Source organism: Sphingomonadaceae bacterium OTU29LAMAA1, from assembly GCA_024072375.1.
Classification (GTDB): Bacteria; Pseudomonadota; Alphaproteobacteria; order Sphingomonadales; family Sphingomonadaceae; genus Sphingomonas.
Genome location: CP099617.1, coordinates 2008854 through 2024399 on the forward strand (window position 1 = coordinate 2008854; position 15546 = coordinate 2024399).

At 66.7% G+C, this 15546-nt stretch carries 16 protein-coding genes; 5 read left to right on the plus strand and 11 right to left on the minus strand.

What is annotated here, in order from left to right; genetic code table 11:
- Positions 1 to 59 precede the first annotated feature (59 nt).
- From NF699_09805 to rpsD, 3 genes are all read right to left on the minus strand, one after another.
- Complete coding sequence (locus tag NF699_09805; protein ID USU06931.1) at positions 60 to 1034, minus strand: agmatine deiminase family protein; 975 nt, start codon at positions 1032 to 1034, stop codon at positions 60 to 62.
- A complete protein-coding gene (locus NF699_09810) occupies positions 1031 to 2674 on the minus strand; it encodes a M28 family metallopeptidase (protein USU06932.1) in 1644 nt (547 codons plus the stop codon). The genes NF699_09805 and NF699_09810 overlap by 4 nt, the downstream gene beginning before the upstream one ends.
- Before the next feature lie 369 nt (positions 2675 to 3043).
- Complete coding sequence (gene rpsD, locus NF699_09815) at positions 3044 to 3658, minus strand: 30S ribosomal protein S4 (protein ID USU06933.1); 615 nt, start codon at positions 3656 to 3658, stop codon at positions 3044 to 3046.
- 210 nt (positions 3659 to 3868) lie between these two features.
- Between rpsD and NF699_09820 the strand changes: the two genes are divergently transcribed.
- A complete protein-coding gene (locus tag NF699_09820) occupies positions 3869 to 4171 on the plus strand; it encodes a chorismate mutase (GenBank protein ID USU06934.1) in 303 nt (100 codons plus the stop codon).
- On the opposite strand, the gene NF699_09825 is transcribed toward NF699_09820, so the two are convergent.
- Genes NF699_09825 through NF699_09845 form a run of 5 tightly spaced genes read right to left on the minus strand, consistent with a single transcriptional unit; the run spans position 4141 to position 7298 of the window.
- Positions 4141 to 4890 carry an RNA methyltransferase gene (locus tag NF699_09825; GenBank protein USU06935.1) on the minus strand — a complete coding sequence of 250 codons (750 nt, stop codon included), beginning with the start codon at positions 4888 to 4890 and terminating at the stop codon, positions 4141 to 4143. The two genes, NF699_09820 and NF699_09825, sit on opposite strands and share 31 nt — an antisense overlap.
- Positions 4887 to 5363 carry a transcriptional regulator NrdR gene (gene nrdR / locus NF699_09830; GenBank protein ID USU06936.1) on the minus strand — a complete coding sequence of 159 codons (477 nt, stop codon included), beginning with the start codon at positions 5361 to 5363 and terminating at the stop codon, positions 4887 to 4889. Before nrdR ends, NF699_09825 begins: the two co-directional genes overlap by 4 nt.
- 8 nt (positions 5364 to 5371) lie before the next feature.
- Complete coding sequence (locus NF699_09835) at positions 5372 to 5545, minus strand: small multi-drug export protein (protein ID USU06937.1); 174 nt, start codon at positions 5543 to 5545, stop codon at positions 5372 to 5374.
- A 3-nt stretch (positions 5546 to 5548) separates the two neighbouring features.
- The gene (locus tag NF699_09840) at positions 5549 to 6859 is read right to left on the minus strand and encodes a serine hydroxymethyltransferase (protein USU06938.1); all 1311 of its coding nucleotides are present in this window, start codon (positions 6857 to 6859) and stop codon (positions 5549 to 5551) included.
- Between the two features lie 4 nt (positions 6860 to 6863).
- Positions 6864 to 7298: an RpiB/LacA/LacB family sugar-phosphate isomerase gene (locus NF699_09845; GenBank protein USU06939.1), complete on the minus strand. Its 435-nt coding sequence runs from the start codon at positions 7296 to 7298 to the stop codon at positions 6864 to 6866.
- A 197-nt stretch (positions 7299 to 7495) separates the two neighbouring features.
- Here NF699_09845 and NF699_09850 point away from each other — a divergent pair, with 197 nt between their 5' ends.
- On the plus strand, positions 7496 to 7978 hold the full coding sequence (locus tag NF699_09850; GenBank protein USU06940.1) for a DUF3429 domain-containing protein: 483 nt from the start codon (positions 7496 to 7498) through the stop codon (positions 7976 to 7978).
- Here NF699_09850 and hemA read toward each other — a convergent pair.
- Together hemA and murI are read right to left on the minus strand one after the other, a co-directional pair.
- A complete protein-coding gene (gene hemA / locus NF699_09855) occupies positions 7975 to 9189 on the minus strand; it encodes a 5-aminolevulinate synthase (GenBank protein ID USU07045.1) in 1215 nt (404 codons plus the stop codon). The two genes, NF699_09850 and hemA, sit on opposite strands and share 4 nt — an antisense overlap.
- A gap of 151 nt (positions 9190 to 9340) precedes the next feature.
- Complete coding sequence (gene murI / locus NF699_09860; GenBank protein USU06941.1) at positions 9341 to 10135, minus strand: glutamate racemase; 795 nt, start codon at positions 10133 to 10135, stop codon at positions 9341 to 9343.
- Between the two features lie 134 nt (positions 10136 to 10269).
- Here murI and plsY point away from each other — a divergent pair, with 134 nt between their 5' ends.
- The gene (gene plsY / locus NF699_09865; protein USU06942.1) at positions 10270 to 10905 is read left to right on the plus strand and encodes a glycerol-3-phosphate 1-O-acyltransferase PlsY; all 636 of its coding nucleotides are present in this window, start codon (positions 10270 to 10272) and stop codon (positions 10903 to 10905) included.
- Positions 10898 to 11977: a DNA-processing protein DprA gene (gene dprA, locus NF699_09870; GenBank protein USU06943.1), complete on the plus strand. Its 1080-nt coding sequence runs from the start codon at positions 10898 to 10900 to the stop codon at positions 11975 to 11977. The genes plsY and dprA overlap by 8 nt, the downstream gene beginning before the upstream one ends.
- Here dprA and NF699_09875 read toward each other — a convergent pair whose 3' ends face one another.
- Positions 11978 to 12706: a TMEM175 family protein gene (locus tag NF699_09875; protein USU06944.1), complete on the minus strand. Its 729-nt coding sequence runs from the start codon at positions 12704 to 12706 to the stop codon at positions 11978 to 11980. It abuts the gene before it with no gap.
- A 47-nt stretch (positions 12707 to 12753) separates the two neighbouring features.
- On the opposite strand from NF699_09875, the gene topA reads away from it, so the two are divergent.
- Complete coding sequence (topA, locus tag NF699_09880) at positions 12754 to 15357, plus strand: type I DNA topoisomerase (GenBank protein ID USU06945.1); 2604 nt, start codon at positions 12754 to 12756, stop codon at positions 15355 to 15357.
- The last annotated feature ends 189 nt before the right edge of the window (positions 15358 to 15546 follow it).

Genomic DNA, 15546 nt, shown 5'->3' on the forward strand with positions numbered 1-15546 from the left:
GACGGCGGGGCGGGTCGTCACCCCTGCCGTGTGCTCCTGCGGAGGCAGGTGCACGGGGGCTAGACCTGCGCCGGGATCTGCTGGCTGATGCAGTGGAAGCTGCCGCCGCCGGTCAGGATGTGGTCGGCGCGCAGGCCCACTGTTTCGCGATCGGGGAACAGCGCCTGGATCGCCGCCACGGCCGCATCGTCGTTCTCGGTGCCGTAGACGGGCACGACCACCGCGGCGTTGCCGATGTAGAAGTTCATGTAGCTTGCCGGCACGACCTCTTCATCGCGCAGGACGCGGCCGGGGGATGGGATCGGCACGACGTCCAGCCCCGCCGCCTGTGCATCGCGGACGGCGTGCTGGTAGACCTGCCAGTTCGGGTCGTTCTCCGCGGCTTGCGGGATCGCCAATCGGCCCGGGGCGACGAAGCGGGCGAGGTTGTCGACATGGCCGTCGGTATGGTCGTTGAGCAGGCCGTCGCCCAGCCACACCACCTTGGTGAAACCGAGGTCCTCATGCAGCCGCGCCTCGATCTGCGCCTTGCCCAGCGTCGGGTTGCGGTTGGGGTTGAGCAGGCATTGTTCGGTCGTGACGACGACACCAGTGCCGTCACCGTCGATCGCGCCGCCCTCGAGCACCCAGTTGCAATAGCCGACCGGCTTGCCGCGCTGCTTGGCCAGTCGCAGGCCGATCGTGTCGTCGCCAGGCAGGTCGTATTTGCCGCCCCAGCCATTGAAGGCGAAGTCGCGCGCCTCGCCGGTGCCGAGCACGATCGGGCCGGTGTCGCGCAGCCAGATGTCGCCGAACGGTTCGACGACGATCTCGGCGAAGGGGGCCATGACGGTCGCGGCGCTGCCCGCCTCGGCATCGGCGCAGACCAGGATCACGGTCTCGCCGCGGCCATCGGCGTGGACGGCGCTGGCGAAGGCGACGACCTCGTCGCGGGCGGGATCGAGGTCGTCCTGCCACAGCTCGGGATGGCTGGGGAAGCCGATCCACACCGCCTTGTGCGGTGCCCATTCGGCGGGCGGCGGTGCGACCGTCACTTGGCGGCTCCAGTCACCGTGGCCCGGCTCTTGTCGCGGATCGCGCGGAATTCGTCGCCGGGCATCCAGTTCGGCCAGTCGCGGCTTTCGGCGAGCGCACGGCTGAGCGAATAATAGAGCGCGACATCCTGCTGCACGCCGCTCCAGTCCCAGTTGGGGTCATATTCGTCGGAGGGCGCGTGGTAGCGATGCTCCTCGTAATCCTTCGCCGCGGCCTGTCCGGCGGCGAGGCCACCCTTCACGAGGTTCTGGCCGGTTTCGAAATAGACCATCGGCACGCCATGCTTGGCGAGGCTGAAATGGTCGGAGCGGTAATAGAAGCCCTTTTCCGGGGTGGGCTCCGGCGTTGCGGTGCGGCCCTGCGCCTTCAGCGCGGCGTTGAGATAGGTATCGAGTTGCGACTTGCCGGGGCCGATGACGATCACGTCCTTCGACGGGCCGTACATGGCGAGCGCGTCCATGTTGGCGCCGCCTACCGTCTTCGCGAGCGGATAGACCGGGTTCTCGCCATAATAAGCCGAGCCGAGCAGGCCCGATTCCTCTGCGGTCAGCGCAACGAACACCATCGAGCGGCGGGGTGCGCCGGCCTTCACGTTCGCCTCCGCCAAGGCGACCAGCGCCGCGGTGCCGTCGGCATTGTCAACCGCGCCGTTGCAGATGTCGTCGCCGTTCACCGGCGTGCAGCGGCCGAGGTGATCCCAATGCGCCGACAGCAGGACATATTCGTCGGGAGCTTCGCGGCCGGGCAGGATGCCGACGACATTGTGCGAGACCTGTTTCTTGATCTGGTTGTCGAAGCTGACCGAGGCCTTCACGCCCAGGGACACAGGCTTGAACCCCTTCACCTTGGCGGCGGCGGCGAGTTGGTCGAAGTCCTTGCCGGCGCTGGCGAACAAGGCGCGGGCCTTGTCGAGCTGCATCCAGCCGTGGGCGGCGGTGTCGTCCATATGGCCGTTGGCGGCATCGGCGACGTGCGCCGCGCCGGTGTTGCTCGACTGGACGACGTTCCAGCCATAAGCGGCGGGTTCGGTCTGGTGGACGATCAGGACCGCCGCCGCGCCTTGCCGCGCCGCTTCCTCATATTTGTAGGTCCAGCGCCCGTAATAGGTCATCGCGCGGCCATTGAACGGGCCGGTCAGCCCCTGCGTCTGCCAGTCGGGATCGTTGATGAGGACGACGACGGTCTTTCCCTTCACGTCGAGTCCGGCATAGTCGTTCCAGCCCTTTTCGGGGGCGACGATACCGTAACCCGCGAAGACCATTTCGCTGTCCTTCACATCGATATGCGGCGTGACGCGATAGGTGCCGACGACCATGTCGGGGCCGTAGGCGAGGGCGAGCGGGGACTTGCCGCCGGTGATCGTCAGCGGGGTGACGTTCTGCGCGGTGATCTCGACCAGCGGCACGTCCTGAAGCCACTGGCCCTTGTTGCCTGGCTTGAGGCCGGCCTTCTGGAACTGCTGTTGCAGGTAGGCGAGGGTCTTTTCCTCGCCGGCGCTGCCGGGGGCGCGGCCTTCGAACGCGTCTGAGGAGAGGGTTTTCGTGACCTTCTTCAAAGTATCGACGGAGATCTGCGGGGCGGTCTGGGCGGCGACCATCGCCGGCGTGGCGAGCAGGGCGGCGAGGATGAGGCGACGCATGGAGAACTCCGCGGGATAGGACAGGCTATGCGGCCTTGTGACGCGGGCGCGGGCGGTTGTCCACGGGCGCGGTACGGGGATGAAGTTGAGGAAGTTGAGAGACTGTACCGGCATTCTCAACTTCGCTTCCCTACCATGGTCCGCGCGGCCGTACCCGACGCCGAACGTGCGGGGTGGAGGCTATCGTGGCGGCGGCGTGTAGGACAGCGCTATTCGGTGGCGGGGAGCAAGTGGTTGACGGAGAAAGAAAAAGGGCGGCCCAGCGGACCGCCCTTCTCCTTGCCTGGTCCCGGCAGCGTCATCGCGAAGCGATGACGTCGGACAGAGCCGTAGCCCCGCCGGCCGGTCGAGGAATTTACTCTGCGCTTATCAACGCGAGTAGAATTCGACGACGAGGTTCGGTTCCATCTTCACCGGGTAAGGCACCTCGTCGAGCGTCGGAACGCGGACGAAGGTGATCTTGGCATTGCCGTCCGGTGCGACGTAATCGGGGATCTCGCGCTCGGCGAGGTTCTGCGCCTCGAGCACCAGCGCCATTTCCTTGGCCTTCGTGCCCAGCGTGATCTCGTCACCGACGAAGCAGCGACGCGATGCGATGTTGCACTTCACGCCGTTGACGCGGATGTGGCCGTGGCTGACGATCTGGCGCGCGGCGAAGATCGTCGGCGCGAACTTGGCGCGGTAGACGATCATGTCGAGGCGCTGTTCGAGCAGGCCGATCAGGTTCTGGCTGGTATCGCCCTTCATGCGCGCGGCTTCGTGGTAGCAGGCGCGGAACTGCTTCTCGGTCACGTCGCCGTAATAGCCCTTGAGCTTCTGCTTGGCGCGCAGCTGGATGCCGAAGTCCGACACCTTGCCCTTGCGGCGCTGGCCGTGCTGGCCGGGGCCGTATTCACGCTTGTTGACCGGCGACTTGGGCCGGCCCCAGATGTTCTCGCCGAGACGACGGTCGAGCTTGTGCTTGGCGCTATGGCGCTTCGACATATTCTAATCCTTGGCAACTGTAACGACGTGGTCCCACCCCATGGCGAACCATGCGGCGGGGTTGATCCCGGTCTCGCTCTGCTGATCCCGAAAGAGGCAGGCCCATCGCTTCACCGGGGTGCGTGGGCTGTTGCGAAGGCGGGCGCCTAGCCGGAGCCTGTGGCCAAGTCAAGCTGGACAGGCACGGCGCGGGCCGTCACACGGCGGCCCATGACGACTGTTCTTCCAGGCCCCGACTGCACCACCATGAAGGAGGTTCGCGCCGGCGTCGACGCGCTCGATCGCGAACTGGTCGCGCTGCTGGCGCAGCGCTTCGCCTATATGGACGCCGCTGCGCGCATCAAGCCGGAGCGTGGGCACGTCCGCGACGAAGCGCGCAAGGCGGCGGTGATCGCCAATGCGCGCGCCGAGGCGGAGCGGCTGGGGCTGCCCGGTGGCGCGATCGCCGACCTGTGGGAACAGCTGGTGGAAGTGTCGATCGCCTATGAACTTTCTGCATTCGACGCACGCTGAGCCTCCACCCGACGTTCCTTCGCGCCGTTGAGCGCGGACAGAACGCCGCGCATCGTCCGCACCTCCTGCGAGGACCAGGCGGGTTTGGTCAGCAACGTGCGCAACGTGCGTTTCGAGGTCGCGACGCGATCGGGTGGGAAGAAGAAGTTTGCGCGCTCCAGCATGTCGTCGAGCTGGCCGATCATGCCCTCCAGCTCCTCCTGCGGCGCAGGCGGGTCGATCGGCGTCAGTGATGGCTGCGCCAGCGCCTGCCCCTTCGACCATTCGTAGGCGACGAGGATCACCGCCTGCGCGAGGTTGAGGCTGCCGAATTCGGGGTTGATCGGCACGGTCAGGATCGTGCGGGCAAGTGCGACATCCTCTGTTTCCAAACCAGAGCGTTCCGGCCCGAACAGGAAGGCCGAGCGTTCGGGAGCGGCATGGACCTCTCTCGCTGCAACTTCGGGAGTGACCACCGGCTTGGTGACGCCGCGCTTGCGGACGGTGGTGGCGTAGACGTGGGCGCAATCCGCCACCGCGTCGGCGACGCTGTCGAACACCTGCGCCCGTTCGAGCACGATGTCCGCGCCGCTCGCAGCAGGGCCGGCGTTGGGATTGGGCCAGCCGTCGCGCGGCGACACCAGCCGCATCTCGGTCAGCCCGAAATTGAGCATCGCGCGTGCGGCCTTGCCGATATTCTCGCCCAGTTGCGGGCGGACGAGTACGATGACGGGGTTCATTCGATACGCCCCGCCTGTTCGACGGTGCCGGCGAATTCCTCGAAATCGCGGGCTTCGCTGAAATCGCGATAGACGCTGGCGAAGCGGATGTAGGCGACGGAATCGAGACCCTTCAGCCCATCCATCACCATCTCGCCGATCCGCTTCGACGACACTTCGCTCTCCCCCTGCGTTTCGAGTTGGCGCTGGATGCCACTGACCAGCTTTTCGATGCGTAGCGGCTCGATCGGGCGCTTGCGCGTGGCGATCGAGACGGAGCGGAGCAGCTTCTCGCGATCGAACGCCTCGCGCCGGACGCCGCCCGACGCGTTGCTTTTGAGCACCCACAAGTCGCGGAGCTGAATGCGTTCGAAGGTGGTGAAGCGCGCCGCACAGCCTTCGCACTGGCGGCGGCGCCGGATCGCCGCCCCGTCTTCGGTGGGGCGGCTGTCCTTTACCTGGCTGTCGTCATGGCCGCAGAAGGGGCATCGCATTCAGGTATTTAGTCCTTGCGCTTGGCATAGGCCACGCCGGCGCCGACCAGTGCACCGAGCACGGGGCCGACGAACGGAATCGGGATCGCCACGACGGCGCCGATCGCGCCGTATTTGGCCATCTTCTTGCCGAGGCCGGGGGTGTTCTTGACAGTGGCCTGAACCTCTTCGATCTTCGACATGGCTTATCCTTGATAGATGGGGAAGCGGGCGCACAAAGCGCGCACACGGGTCCGAACGTTCGCCTCGACCTCCGGGTCCCCGTGTTCGCCCTTCTTGGCGAGACCGTCGAGCACGTCAGCGACCATGTGGCCGATCTCGCGGAATTCGGCGGGGCCGAAGCCGCGGGTGGTGCCAGCGGGCGAGCCGACGCGGATACCGCTGGTCTTGACCGGCGGCAGCGGATCGTTGGGGATGCCGTTCTTGTTGCAGGTGATGCCGGCGCGCTCCAGCGCCTCGTCCGCATCGCGGCCCGTGATGCCGAGCGGCGTGAGGTCGATCAGCGCGAGGTGGGTGTCGGTGCCGCCGGAGACGACATCGCTGCCCCGTTCCTTGAGCGTTGCGGCGAGAACCTTGGCGTTCTCGACGACGGCGGCGATATAGCTCTTGTAGCCGGGCTGCAGCGCCTCGCCGAACGCGACCGCCTTGGCGGCGATGACGTGCATCAGGGGGCCGCCCTGCAAGCCGGGGAAGACCGCCGAGTTGAACTTCTTGGCGAGCGCCTCGTCGTTGGTCAGGATCATGCCGCCGCGGGGGCCGCGTAACGTCTTGTGCGTCGTGGTGGTGACGACGTGCGCATGACCGAACGGCGTGGGGTGCAGGCCGGCGGCGACGATGCCGGCGAAATGCGCCATGTCGACCATGAAATAGGCGCCGACCTTGTCCGCGATCTCGCGGAACTTGGCGAAGTTGATGACACGGGGGTAGGCGGAACCGCCCGCGATGATGAGCTTGGGCTGATGCTCGACCGCGAGCCGCTCGACCTCGTCATAGTCGATCAGATGCGTGACCGGATCGACGCCGTACTGGATCGCGTTGAACCACTTGCCCGACATCGCGGCGCGCGCGCCATGGGTCAGGTGGCCGCCGGCGTCGAGGCTCATGCCAAGGATCGTCTCGCCCGGCTTGACCAGCGCCAGCATCACCGCGCCGTTCGCCTGTGCACCCGAGTGGGGCTGGACGTTGACAAAGCCGCAGCCGAAGATCTGCTTGGCGCGTTCAATCGCCAGCGTCTCGACCTCGTCGGATGGCGCGCAGCCCTGGTAATAGCGCTTGCCGGGATAGCCCTCGGCATATTTGTTGGTGAAGACCGACCCTTGCGCCTCGAGCACTGCTTTCGACACGATGTTTTCCGACGCGATCAGCTCGATCTGCGTCTGTTCGCGCTCCAGTTCGTGGGCGATGCCAGCGGCGATCGCGGGATCGGCATCGGCCAGGCTCTGCGAGAAGAAGCCGTCGTGGCGGATATCACTGAAATCGGTGGGCCGGGTGCTCATGGGTTCAGTCCTTTCGCGACAGTTTGTCGACGCGGTTCTGGTGACGGCCGCCTTCGAACGGGGCAGCGAGGAAAGCTTCGAGGCAGGCCTTGGCGAGGTCGGGTCCGATCAGGCGCGCACCCATGGCCACGACATTGGCGTCGTTGTGGTGCCGCGCAAGAGTGGCGGACAACGGTTCGGAAACGAGCGCGCAGCGACATGCCGGATCGCGGTTTACCGCGATCGAGATGCCGATGCCCGATCCGCACAGCGCGACACCGAAGTCCGCCCCGCCCGACGCGATCGCCTCGGCGAGTGCGTAGCCGAAATCAGGATAATCGACGCGGGCATCGGTATCCGGCCCCAGATCGATCGTGTCATGGCCCAATGCCGCGGCGTGCTCGACCAGCAGCGCCTTCAGCGCGACGGCAGCGTGATCGGAAGCGAAGGCGATGCGCAAATGGACGTCCTGTGGCGAGACGGATCGGATGCAGCGCGCCTTAGCGATGGATCGCCGCAATTGCCAGAGTCGGGGCGGAACGCAGTGGGTCGTTCGCGCGCTTTGCCCGACAGCCGACTAAATCTGGGATAAGAACATGACGCATTACCATCGCTCCAGGACCGGCCATCGGCGTCGCTCCGCTACGGTCGGCGACGATGTCTGAGCGTCCCGCCGGGCGGAGTGCGACCGCTGTCGGCGAATCACCGCTGATCCTGGGCTATGCGGGGCTGTTGCCGCAGATCGCTGCGGCGGCGACGTGCTTCTTCGGTGGCGCCAGCGACATCGGACCGATGTTCGCCTTCGGCTATGCCACTTTGATCCTGAGCTTCCTGGGCGGAATCTGGTGGGGTTTCGCGATGATGACGGCGGATGGTCAGGGGCGGATCGCCTGCTGGGCGGTGGCGCCGTCGCTATTCGGTGCCGCGCTGATCCTGCTGTCGATCGCCCATGTGCTGACGCTGAACTGGGCGCTGGTGCTGCTGGGATCGGCGGTGATGATGACCCTGCTGATCGACCGCCGTCTGGTCGAGGCGCATATCGCGCCGGAGGGCTGGCTGGCGATGCGCGTCCCGCTATCGATCGGCCTCGGCGCGCTGACGATCCTGTGCGGGATCATCTGCGGCGTATCGATGCCCTAGGCGGCCTTGCGCAGCTCCAGCCGGCTCCAGATCTCGACCAGCGCGTCGGTGAGTTCCCGCATCATTACCGGCGTATGGCTGGGGCCGGGCGTGAAGCGCAGGCGTTCGCTGCCGCGCGGCACCGTCGGGTAATTGATCGGCTGGACGTAGACGCCGTATTCGGCGAGCAGGATGTCGCTGATCCGCTTCGCCTTCACCGGATCGCCGACCATGATCGGCACGATATGGGTATCGCCCATCATCACCGGCAGACCGGCGTCGTCGAGCATCGTCTTGAGCAGCGTCGCCGAGGCCTGCTGCCCCTCGCGCTCGACGCTGGACGATTTCAGATGGCGGACGCTCGCCAGCACGCCCGCGACGAGAACCGGCGACAGGCTGGTGGTGAAGATGAAGCCGGGCGCATAGCTGCGGATGACATCGACGATCGTCTGGTCCGCGGCGATATAGCCGCCCATCACGCCGAACGCCTTGCCGAGCGTGCCTTCGATGATCGTCAGCCGATCGGCGACGCCTTCCTGTTCGGAAATGCCGCCGCCGCGCGCGCCGTACATGCCGACGGCATGGACTTCGTCGAGGTAGGTCAGCGCGTTATATCTATCGGCGAGGTCGCAGATCGCAGCGATCGGCGCGATGTCCGCTTCCATCGAATACACGCTTTCGAACGCGATCAGCTTCGGCACCGACGGGTCTTCGGCAGCAAGCAATTCCTCGAGATGCGCGAGGTCGTTGTGGCGGAAGATGCGCTTTTCGCAGCCCGAATTGCGGATGCCTGCGATCATCGAGGCGTGATTGAGTTCGTCCGAGAAGATCACGCAGCCGGGCAGTATCTTGGCAAGCGTCGACAGCGTCGCCTCGTTGGAAACGTAGCCGCTGGTGAACAGCAGCGCCGATTCCTTGCCGTGAAGGTCGGCGAGTTCGTGTTCCAGATCGATATGGTAATGCGTGTTGCCGCCGATGTTGCGGGTGCCGCCCGATCCCGCGCCGACGTCGTGCAGCGCTTCTTCCATCGCCTCGATCACCTTGGGATGCTGACCCATCGCGAGATAATCGTTGGAACACCAGACGGTGATCGGCTTCGGCCCATTGTGGCCGGCAAAGCAGCGCGCGTTGGGGAACATCCCCTTGTTGCGGAGGATGTCGATGAAGACCCGGTACCGGCCCTCGGCATGTAGGCGATCGATCGCCTGGGTGAAGACGCGCGTATAATCCACGCGCACGTCCGTGCCGTCGCTGCTCATGGGAAAGCCATGTAACCGCGCGAAGGGCGGGTTGCCAGTGGATAAAAGCGGTGGGCGTGATCGGGCGGGTGGGCATATAGTCCCACCCTGCCCCCGTTTGCCGTCACCCGGACGGCGGGATGGTCTACAGCGCTTCCATCTGTACGATACCATAGCCTGCCAGCGCCGGGGCCAGCGCGCGTTCGGCATCGTCGAGGCGGGTGAACACCGCGCGGTGGTGCGGCGTGCCGACGGGCCAGTCTTGCCCTTGCGTCAGAAAGGCGATTCGCCGGGCGATTCCCGGACCGCCGTCGACGAAGTGCATCCCCGGCGGTGCCGCCGCCGCCAGTTCCGCCGCGACCAGCGGGAAGTGCGTGCAGGCGTTGACGATCACGTCGATCCGCTTGCCGTCGGGCTGATCGAACAGGCCCGAGAGCACGGCGCGATACCGCCCGGGATCGGTTGCGCGGCCGGCAAGCTTCGCCTCGGCCAGCCGGACGAGTTCGGCCGAGCCGTGGCGCAGCACGATGCAATCGGCTGCGAACCGCGCGGCGAGATCGTCGACATAGGCTTGGCGCACCGTCGCCTCGGTTCCCAACACGCCGATGACGCGGCTGCGACTCGCTTCGGCTGCGGGCTTGATCGCCGGCACCGTGCCGACCACGGGCACGTCGAGCGCGGCGCGGACGACCGGCAGGGCAATCGTCGAAGCGGTGTTGCAGGCGATCACCACCAGCCGCGGCCGATACCGTTCGACCAGTCGCCCGAGCAACGCCGGCACGCGCGCCGCAATCTCCGCCTCGCTCTTGACGCCGTAGGGAAAGCCCGCAGAATCCGCCGCATAGACGATCGGCGCGTGCGGCAGCAGCGCTCGTGTCGGTGCGACCACGGACAGGCCACCGACGCCGGAATCGAAGAAGAGGATCGGGCCGCCGCTCATGCGATCTGCCCTTAGAGCGGTCTCCGGCGACCGCAAGCACGTGGTCGCCAACGGGCTTGAGCGAAGTTGGTGCACCGCCATTGGCGCAACCGCACCGAACCGGCTATGATCGTCCTCGATACGAAGGGGCAGGCTTGCACACCGAGATACTCTGGGTCGCACCGACATGCGCACTGTTGCTCGGCTATCTGCTGGGCTCCATCCCCTTTGGCGTGCTGCTGACGCGGTTCGCGGGCGCGGGCGACCTGCGCAGCATCGGCTCCGGCAACATTGGCGCGACCAACGTGCTTAGGACGGGGCGCAAGGGACTGGCGGCGGCGACGTTGCTGCTCGACCTGCTGAAGGGCGCGGCGGCGGTGTGGCTGGCGGACTGGCTGTTCCCAGGCGACGGTGTAGTTGCCGCGGCGGCGGCGTTCATCGGTCACTGCTATCCGGTCTGGCTGCGCTTCAGGGGTGGCAAGGGCGTGGCGACGATGATGGGGATCGTGCTCGCGCTGCACTGGCCGATGGGGCTGGTCTATGCGCTCGTCTGGCTCGGTCTGCTCGCGACCGTCCGCATCTCGTCGGTCGCCGGCATGGCCGCGGCGGTCAGCGCACCGGTCAGCGGAGCGCTGTTCGGGCGGTTCGACATCGTGATGCTGGTGCTCGCGCTGGCGGCGATCGTGTTGTGGAAGCATGCCGAGAATATCGAGCGGCTGATCGCCGGCACCGAACCGCGGATCGGACGCAAGGACGCGATCGACGAGGCTGGTGCGCTTTCCGATGGCTGAGCGCGATGTCGCGCGCCTCCGACTGATCCGTACGCCGGGGATCGGTCCGGTCACCTATCGTCAGTTGATCGCGCGCTTCGGCACCGCCGCAGCGGCGCTGGAAATGCTGCCGACGCTCGCGCGTCGCGGCGGCGGGGCGGCGCCGACGATAGCCGATGCGGGGATGATCGCGCGCGAGATGGCGGCGACGGCGCGGCTCGGTGCGCACTACCTGTTCCTCGACGATCCCGACTATCCGGCGCTGCTGGCCGAGATCGATACCGCGCCGCCAGCGCTGATCGTGCGGGGCGACCTGGCGCTGACGCGGCAGATGTGCGTCGCGATCGTCGGCGCGCGCAATGCGTCGGCCGCGGCGTGTCGCTTCGCGCGGACGCTCGGCTACGAACTGGCGGCAGAGGGGGTGACCGTCGTCAGCGGGCTGGCGCGCGGGATCGACACTGCGGCGCATGTCGGCGCTATGCCGCGGACGATCGGCGTCATCGCCAGCGGCGTCGACGTGGTCTTCCCGCCGGAAAATGCCGGCCTGCAGGAACAAGTGGCGTCCGGGGGCCTGCTGATCGCCGAACAACCGCCCGGGACGCAGCCGCTTGCGCGCCATTTCCCGTCACGCAACCGGATCATCGCCGGGCTGGCGCTCGGCACGGTGGTGGTCGAGGCGGCGCTCCGCTCCGGATCGCTGATCACCGCGCGTCTGGCGAACGAGGCCGGGCGCGAGGTGATGGCGGTTCCCGGCAGCCCGCTCGATCCACGCGCGCAGGGCTGCAACCTCCTGATCCGCGAAGGCGCGACGCTGATCCAGACCGCCGCCGACGTGCTGGAACAGCTGCGCCCGATCGACCCACGCGGCGTCCGCATGCCTACGTCCAACTATGGCGGCCCGCCGCCGGCGGATGCGAGCGACGCCGATCGTGCGCGGATCGCCGGTTTGCTGGGGCCGGTGCCGGTTACGGTCGACGAGTTGATCCGCCAGAGCCACGTCGCCCCGGCGATCGTACAGACCGTGCTGCTGGAACTGGAGCTTGCCGGCCGGCTGGAACGCCAAGCCGGCGGACGCGTCAGCCTGGTGTTGTGATCACCCTGCCGCTACGTCCTTGCGCGCCGCATAGCGCCCGATCAGCAGCGTGATGACCGGGCTGCCGAGTGTCAGCACCACCAGCGCGGCGACCCACGTCACCATCCCGGCGGCGAACGCGCAGACGCCGATCGCGATCGCGATCCAGCTGCGCCGCAAAAAAGGCCGCATGTCCGCCACCGTCAGCCCGTCGTCGAGCAGCTCGGGCGAGGCGGCGATGCTGCGGATCAACTGGCGGTTGACCAGCCCCAGCACGATCAGCCAGCCGGTGTAGAAACCGATCCCGACTCGCAGCTGGACGTATTCGCTGATCACCGCCGTCGGGAATGGCATGAAGGCGACCGCCAGCAACAGCAGCAGGTTGACCGTCGTCAGCCGCCGGTTACTCGCACGCAGCAATCCCATCACCTCGTGGTGCGTCAGCCAGAACCGGCCGAGCACCAGAAAGCTGACCAGAAAGCCGATGTAGTTCGGAATGAGGACGAGCAGCGCATTGCCGAGTTCGGGGCCGGTGGCGTGGTGCAGGTGCGGCAACTTCACCTCGACCACCAGCAGCGTCATTGCGATGGCGAACACCGCGTCGGAAAAGAAGGTCAGTCGTTCCAGCTGCTTACGGTCGCGATCGGCGCCATGCGTGGCGTCGATCATGCTGCCCCGCTCCGGTACGGCTTGCGCTTCCGGTTCGTCGAACCCCACATCATACCCCAATCCCGTTGACAGCCGCCCCATCGGCTTTCCACCCTCGCGCGTACACGTAAGGACGCTATTCCACCACCATGCAGCTCGTCATCGTCGAATCGCCCGCCAAGGCGAAAACCATCGAAAAGTACCTCGGTTCGGACTTCCGGGTCCTCGCCTCCTATGGTCACGTCCGGGACCTGCCGGCGCGCGACGGTTCGGTGAATCCGGACGACAACTTCGCGATGGAGTGGGAGAACTATGCGGACAAGTCCAAGCAGCTGAAGGCGATCGCCGATCTGTCGAAGATCGCGGACCGCCTGATCCTGGCGACCGATCCGGATCGCGAGGGCGAGGCGATCAGCTGGCACGTGCAGGAGGTGCTGCGCAACCGCAAGGCGCTGCCCAAGGACGTGCAGCGGGTGACGTTCAACGCGATCACCAAGGCGGCGGTGACGACGGCGATGCAGAACCCGCGCGAGCTGGATACCGACCTGATCGACGCATACCGCGCGCGGCGGGCGCTGGATTATCTGGTCGGGTTCACGCTGTCGCCGGTGCTGTGGCGCAAGCTGCCAGGGGCCAAGTCGGCGGGGCGCGTCCAGTCGGTGGCGCTGCGGCTGATCGTCCAGCGCGAGCGCGAGATCGACGTGTTCAAACCGCAGGAATATTGGTCGGTTACCGCCGCGATGGAGCAGGACGGCACGCCCTTCGTCGCGCGACTGGTGCAATGGGAGGGCAGGAAGCTCGACCGGCTGTCGATCGGCAATGAAGGCGACGCGCTGAAGGCGAAGACCTCGGTCGAGGAAGGCCGCTTCTCGGTCCAGACCGTCGAGACCAAGCCCGCAACGCGCAACCCGCCGCCGCCGTTCACGACGTCGACGTTGCAGCAGGAGGCGGCGCGCAAGCTCGGCTTCTCGGCGGATCATACGATGCGGATCGCGCAAGGACTCTACGAAGACGGCGCGATCACGTACATGCGGACCGACGGCGTGCAGATGGACGGCAGCGCGATCTCGGCGGCGCGGCTGGCGGTCGCGAACCGGTATGACGCGAGCTACGTCCCCGATTCGCCACGCCAGTACCAGACCAAGGCGAAGAACGCGCAGGAGGCGCACGAGGCGATCCGGCCGACCGATTTCGGCAAGGATCGCGCGGGTTCGGGCGATCACGGCCGGTTGTACGAGCTGATCTGGAAGCGCGCGCTCGCCAGCCAGATGGCCTCGGCGCGGATGGAGCGCACGACGATCGAGATGGCGGACGGCACCGGCCGCAACGCGCTGCGTGCGACGGGTCAGGTCGTGCTCTTCCCCGGCTTCCTCGCCTTGTACGAGGAAGGCAGCGACGACACGCAGGACGAGGAGGCGCGCCGCCTGCCCCGCCTGCCCCGCCTGCGCGAAGGCGATGCGCCCGCGAAGAAGAGCGTCGATGCCGAACAGCATTTTACCCAGCCGCCGCCGCGCTTTTCGGAAGCGTCGCTGGTCAAGCGGATGGAGGAACTGGGGATCGGTCGCCCGTCGACCTATGCCTCGATCATCAAGACGCTGAAGGACCGCAATTACGTTCGCGTCGAAAAGAACCGGTTCTTTGCCGAGGAATCGGGGCGGTTGGTGACGGCATTCCTAGAGCGCTTTTTCGAGAAATACGTCGGGTTCGATTATACCGCCGAGCTGGAGGAAGAGCTGGACGATGTGTCCGGTGGCCGCGCGCAATGGCAGGCGGTGCTCGATGCGTTCTGGCGCGACTTCAAGCCGCGCACCAGCGAGGTGATGGAGCAGCAGCCGTCGGCGATCACTGCCGAACTGGACACGTTCCTCGCGCCCTATCTGTTCCCCGACAAGGGCGACGGCACCGATCCGCGGCTATGCCCGAAGTGCGAGGCGGGCAAGCTCGCGCTGCGTGGCGGCAAGTTCGGCGCGTTCATCGCCTGCTCGAATTACCCGGAGTGCAAATACACCCGCCGCTTTGCGCAGCCCGGCGGCGAGGAGGGTGAGGACAGTGGCCCCGAGGGGCTTGGCAAGGACCCCGCGACGGGGCTGGAGGTCGAACGCAAATCGGGGCGGTTCGGGCCGTACATCCAGCTGGGCGAGGGCAAGGAGGCGAAGCGCGCCTCGATCCCCAAGGACCTGCCCGGCGACCTCGATCTGGAATGGGCGCTGAAGCTTTTGAGCCTGCCGCGGACGATCGGTGCGCATCCGGAGACGGGGGAGCCGATCACTGCGTCGATCGGGCGCTATGGGCCGTATCTGGCGCATGCAGGCAAATATGCGCGGCTGCAATCGACTGCGGATGTGTTCGAGACGGGGATGAACGCCGCGGTGGTGAAGCTGGCCGAAGCGGCGGCGGGTGGCGGTCGCCCGGCGCGCGGGGCTGCGCGTGCGCCGTTGAAGGAACTGGGCAAGCATCCGCGGACGGAGCTGGAGATCAAGCTGATGGAGGGGCGCTATGGCCCCTACGTCACCGATGGCGAGACGAATGCGACCTTGCCCAAGTCGATCACGCCCGACGCGCTGACGCTGGAAGAGGCGGCGCAGTTGATCGACGATCGTGCTGCCGCCGCGCCGGCGAAGGGGAAGAAGAAGGCCCCGGCTAAAAAGGCTGCGGCGAAGAAGCCTGCTGGGAAGGCGGCGGGGGCGAAGGCTGCGCCTGCGAAGAAACCGGCGGCGAAGAAGGCACCGGCGAAGAAGAAGGCCGCAGAGTAACCACTCTCCTCGTCATCCCCGCGCAGGCGGGGATCCATAACGCTGACCGTTCGGCCCCATCATCGACGGATCGACTATGGATCTCCGCCTGCGCGGGGATGACGAAGATTTGATGAGGTGGACTGGCGCACGCCCCGTCATCCCGGCGAACGCCGGGACCCATGGATGCGGGACGATGGTGATACGCGT

Coding starts and splice junctions, on each gene's coding strand:
- NF699_09810 (USU06932.1), bottom strand. CDS start 2,674: ATGCGTCGCCTCATCCTCGCCGCCCTGCTCGCCACGCCGGCGATGGTC.
- rpsD (USU06933.1), bottom strand. CDS start 3,658: ATGTCGAAGCGCCATAGCGCCAAGCACAAGCTCGACCGTCGTCTCGGC.
- NF699_09820 (USU06934.1), top strand. CDS start 3,869: ATGACGACTGTTCTTCCAGGCCCCGACTGCACCACCATGAAGGAGGTT.
- NF699_09825 (USU06935.1), bottom strand. CDS start 4,890: ATGAACCCCGTCATCGTACTCGTCCGCCCGCAACTGGGCGAGAATATC.
- nrdR (USU06936.1), bottom strand. CDS start 5,363: ATGCGATGCCCCTTCTGCGGCCATGACGACAGCCAGGTAAAGGACAGC.
- NF699_09835 (USU06937.1), bottom strand. CDS start 5,545: ATGTCGAAGATCGAAGAGGTTCAGGCCACTGTCAAGAACACCCCCGGC.
- NF699_09840 (USU06938.1), bottom strand. CDS start 6,859: ATGAGCACCCGGCCCACCGATTTCAGTGATATCCGCCACGACGGCTTC.
- NF699_09850 (USU06940.1), top strand. CDS start 7,496: ATGTCTGAGCGTCCCGCCGGGCGGAGTGCGACCGCTGTCGGCGAATCA.
- murI (USU06941.1), bottom strand. CDS start 10,135: ATGAGCGGCGGCCCGATCCTCTTCTTCGATTCCGGCGTCGGTGGCCTG.
- dprA (USU06943.1), top strand. CDS start 10,898: ATGGCTGAGCGCGATGTCGCGCGCCTCCGACTGATCCGTACGCCGGGG.
- NF699_09875 (USU06944.1), bottom strand. CDS start 12,706: ATGGGGCGGCTGTCAACGGGATTGGGGTATGATGTGGGGTTCGACGAA.
- topA (USU06945.1), top strand. CDS start 12,754: ATGCAGCTCGTCATCGTCGAATCGCCCGCCAAGGCGAAAACCATCGAA.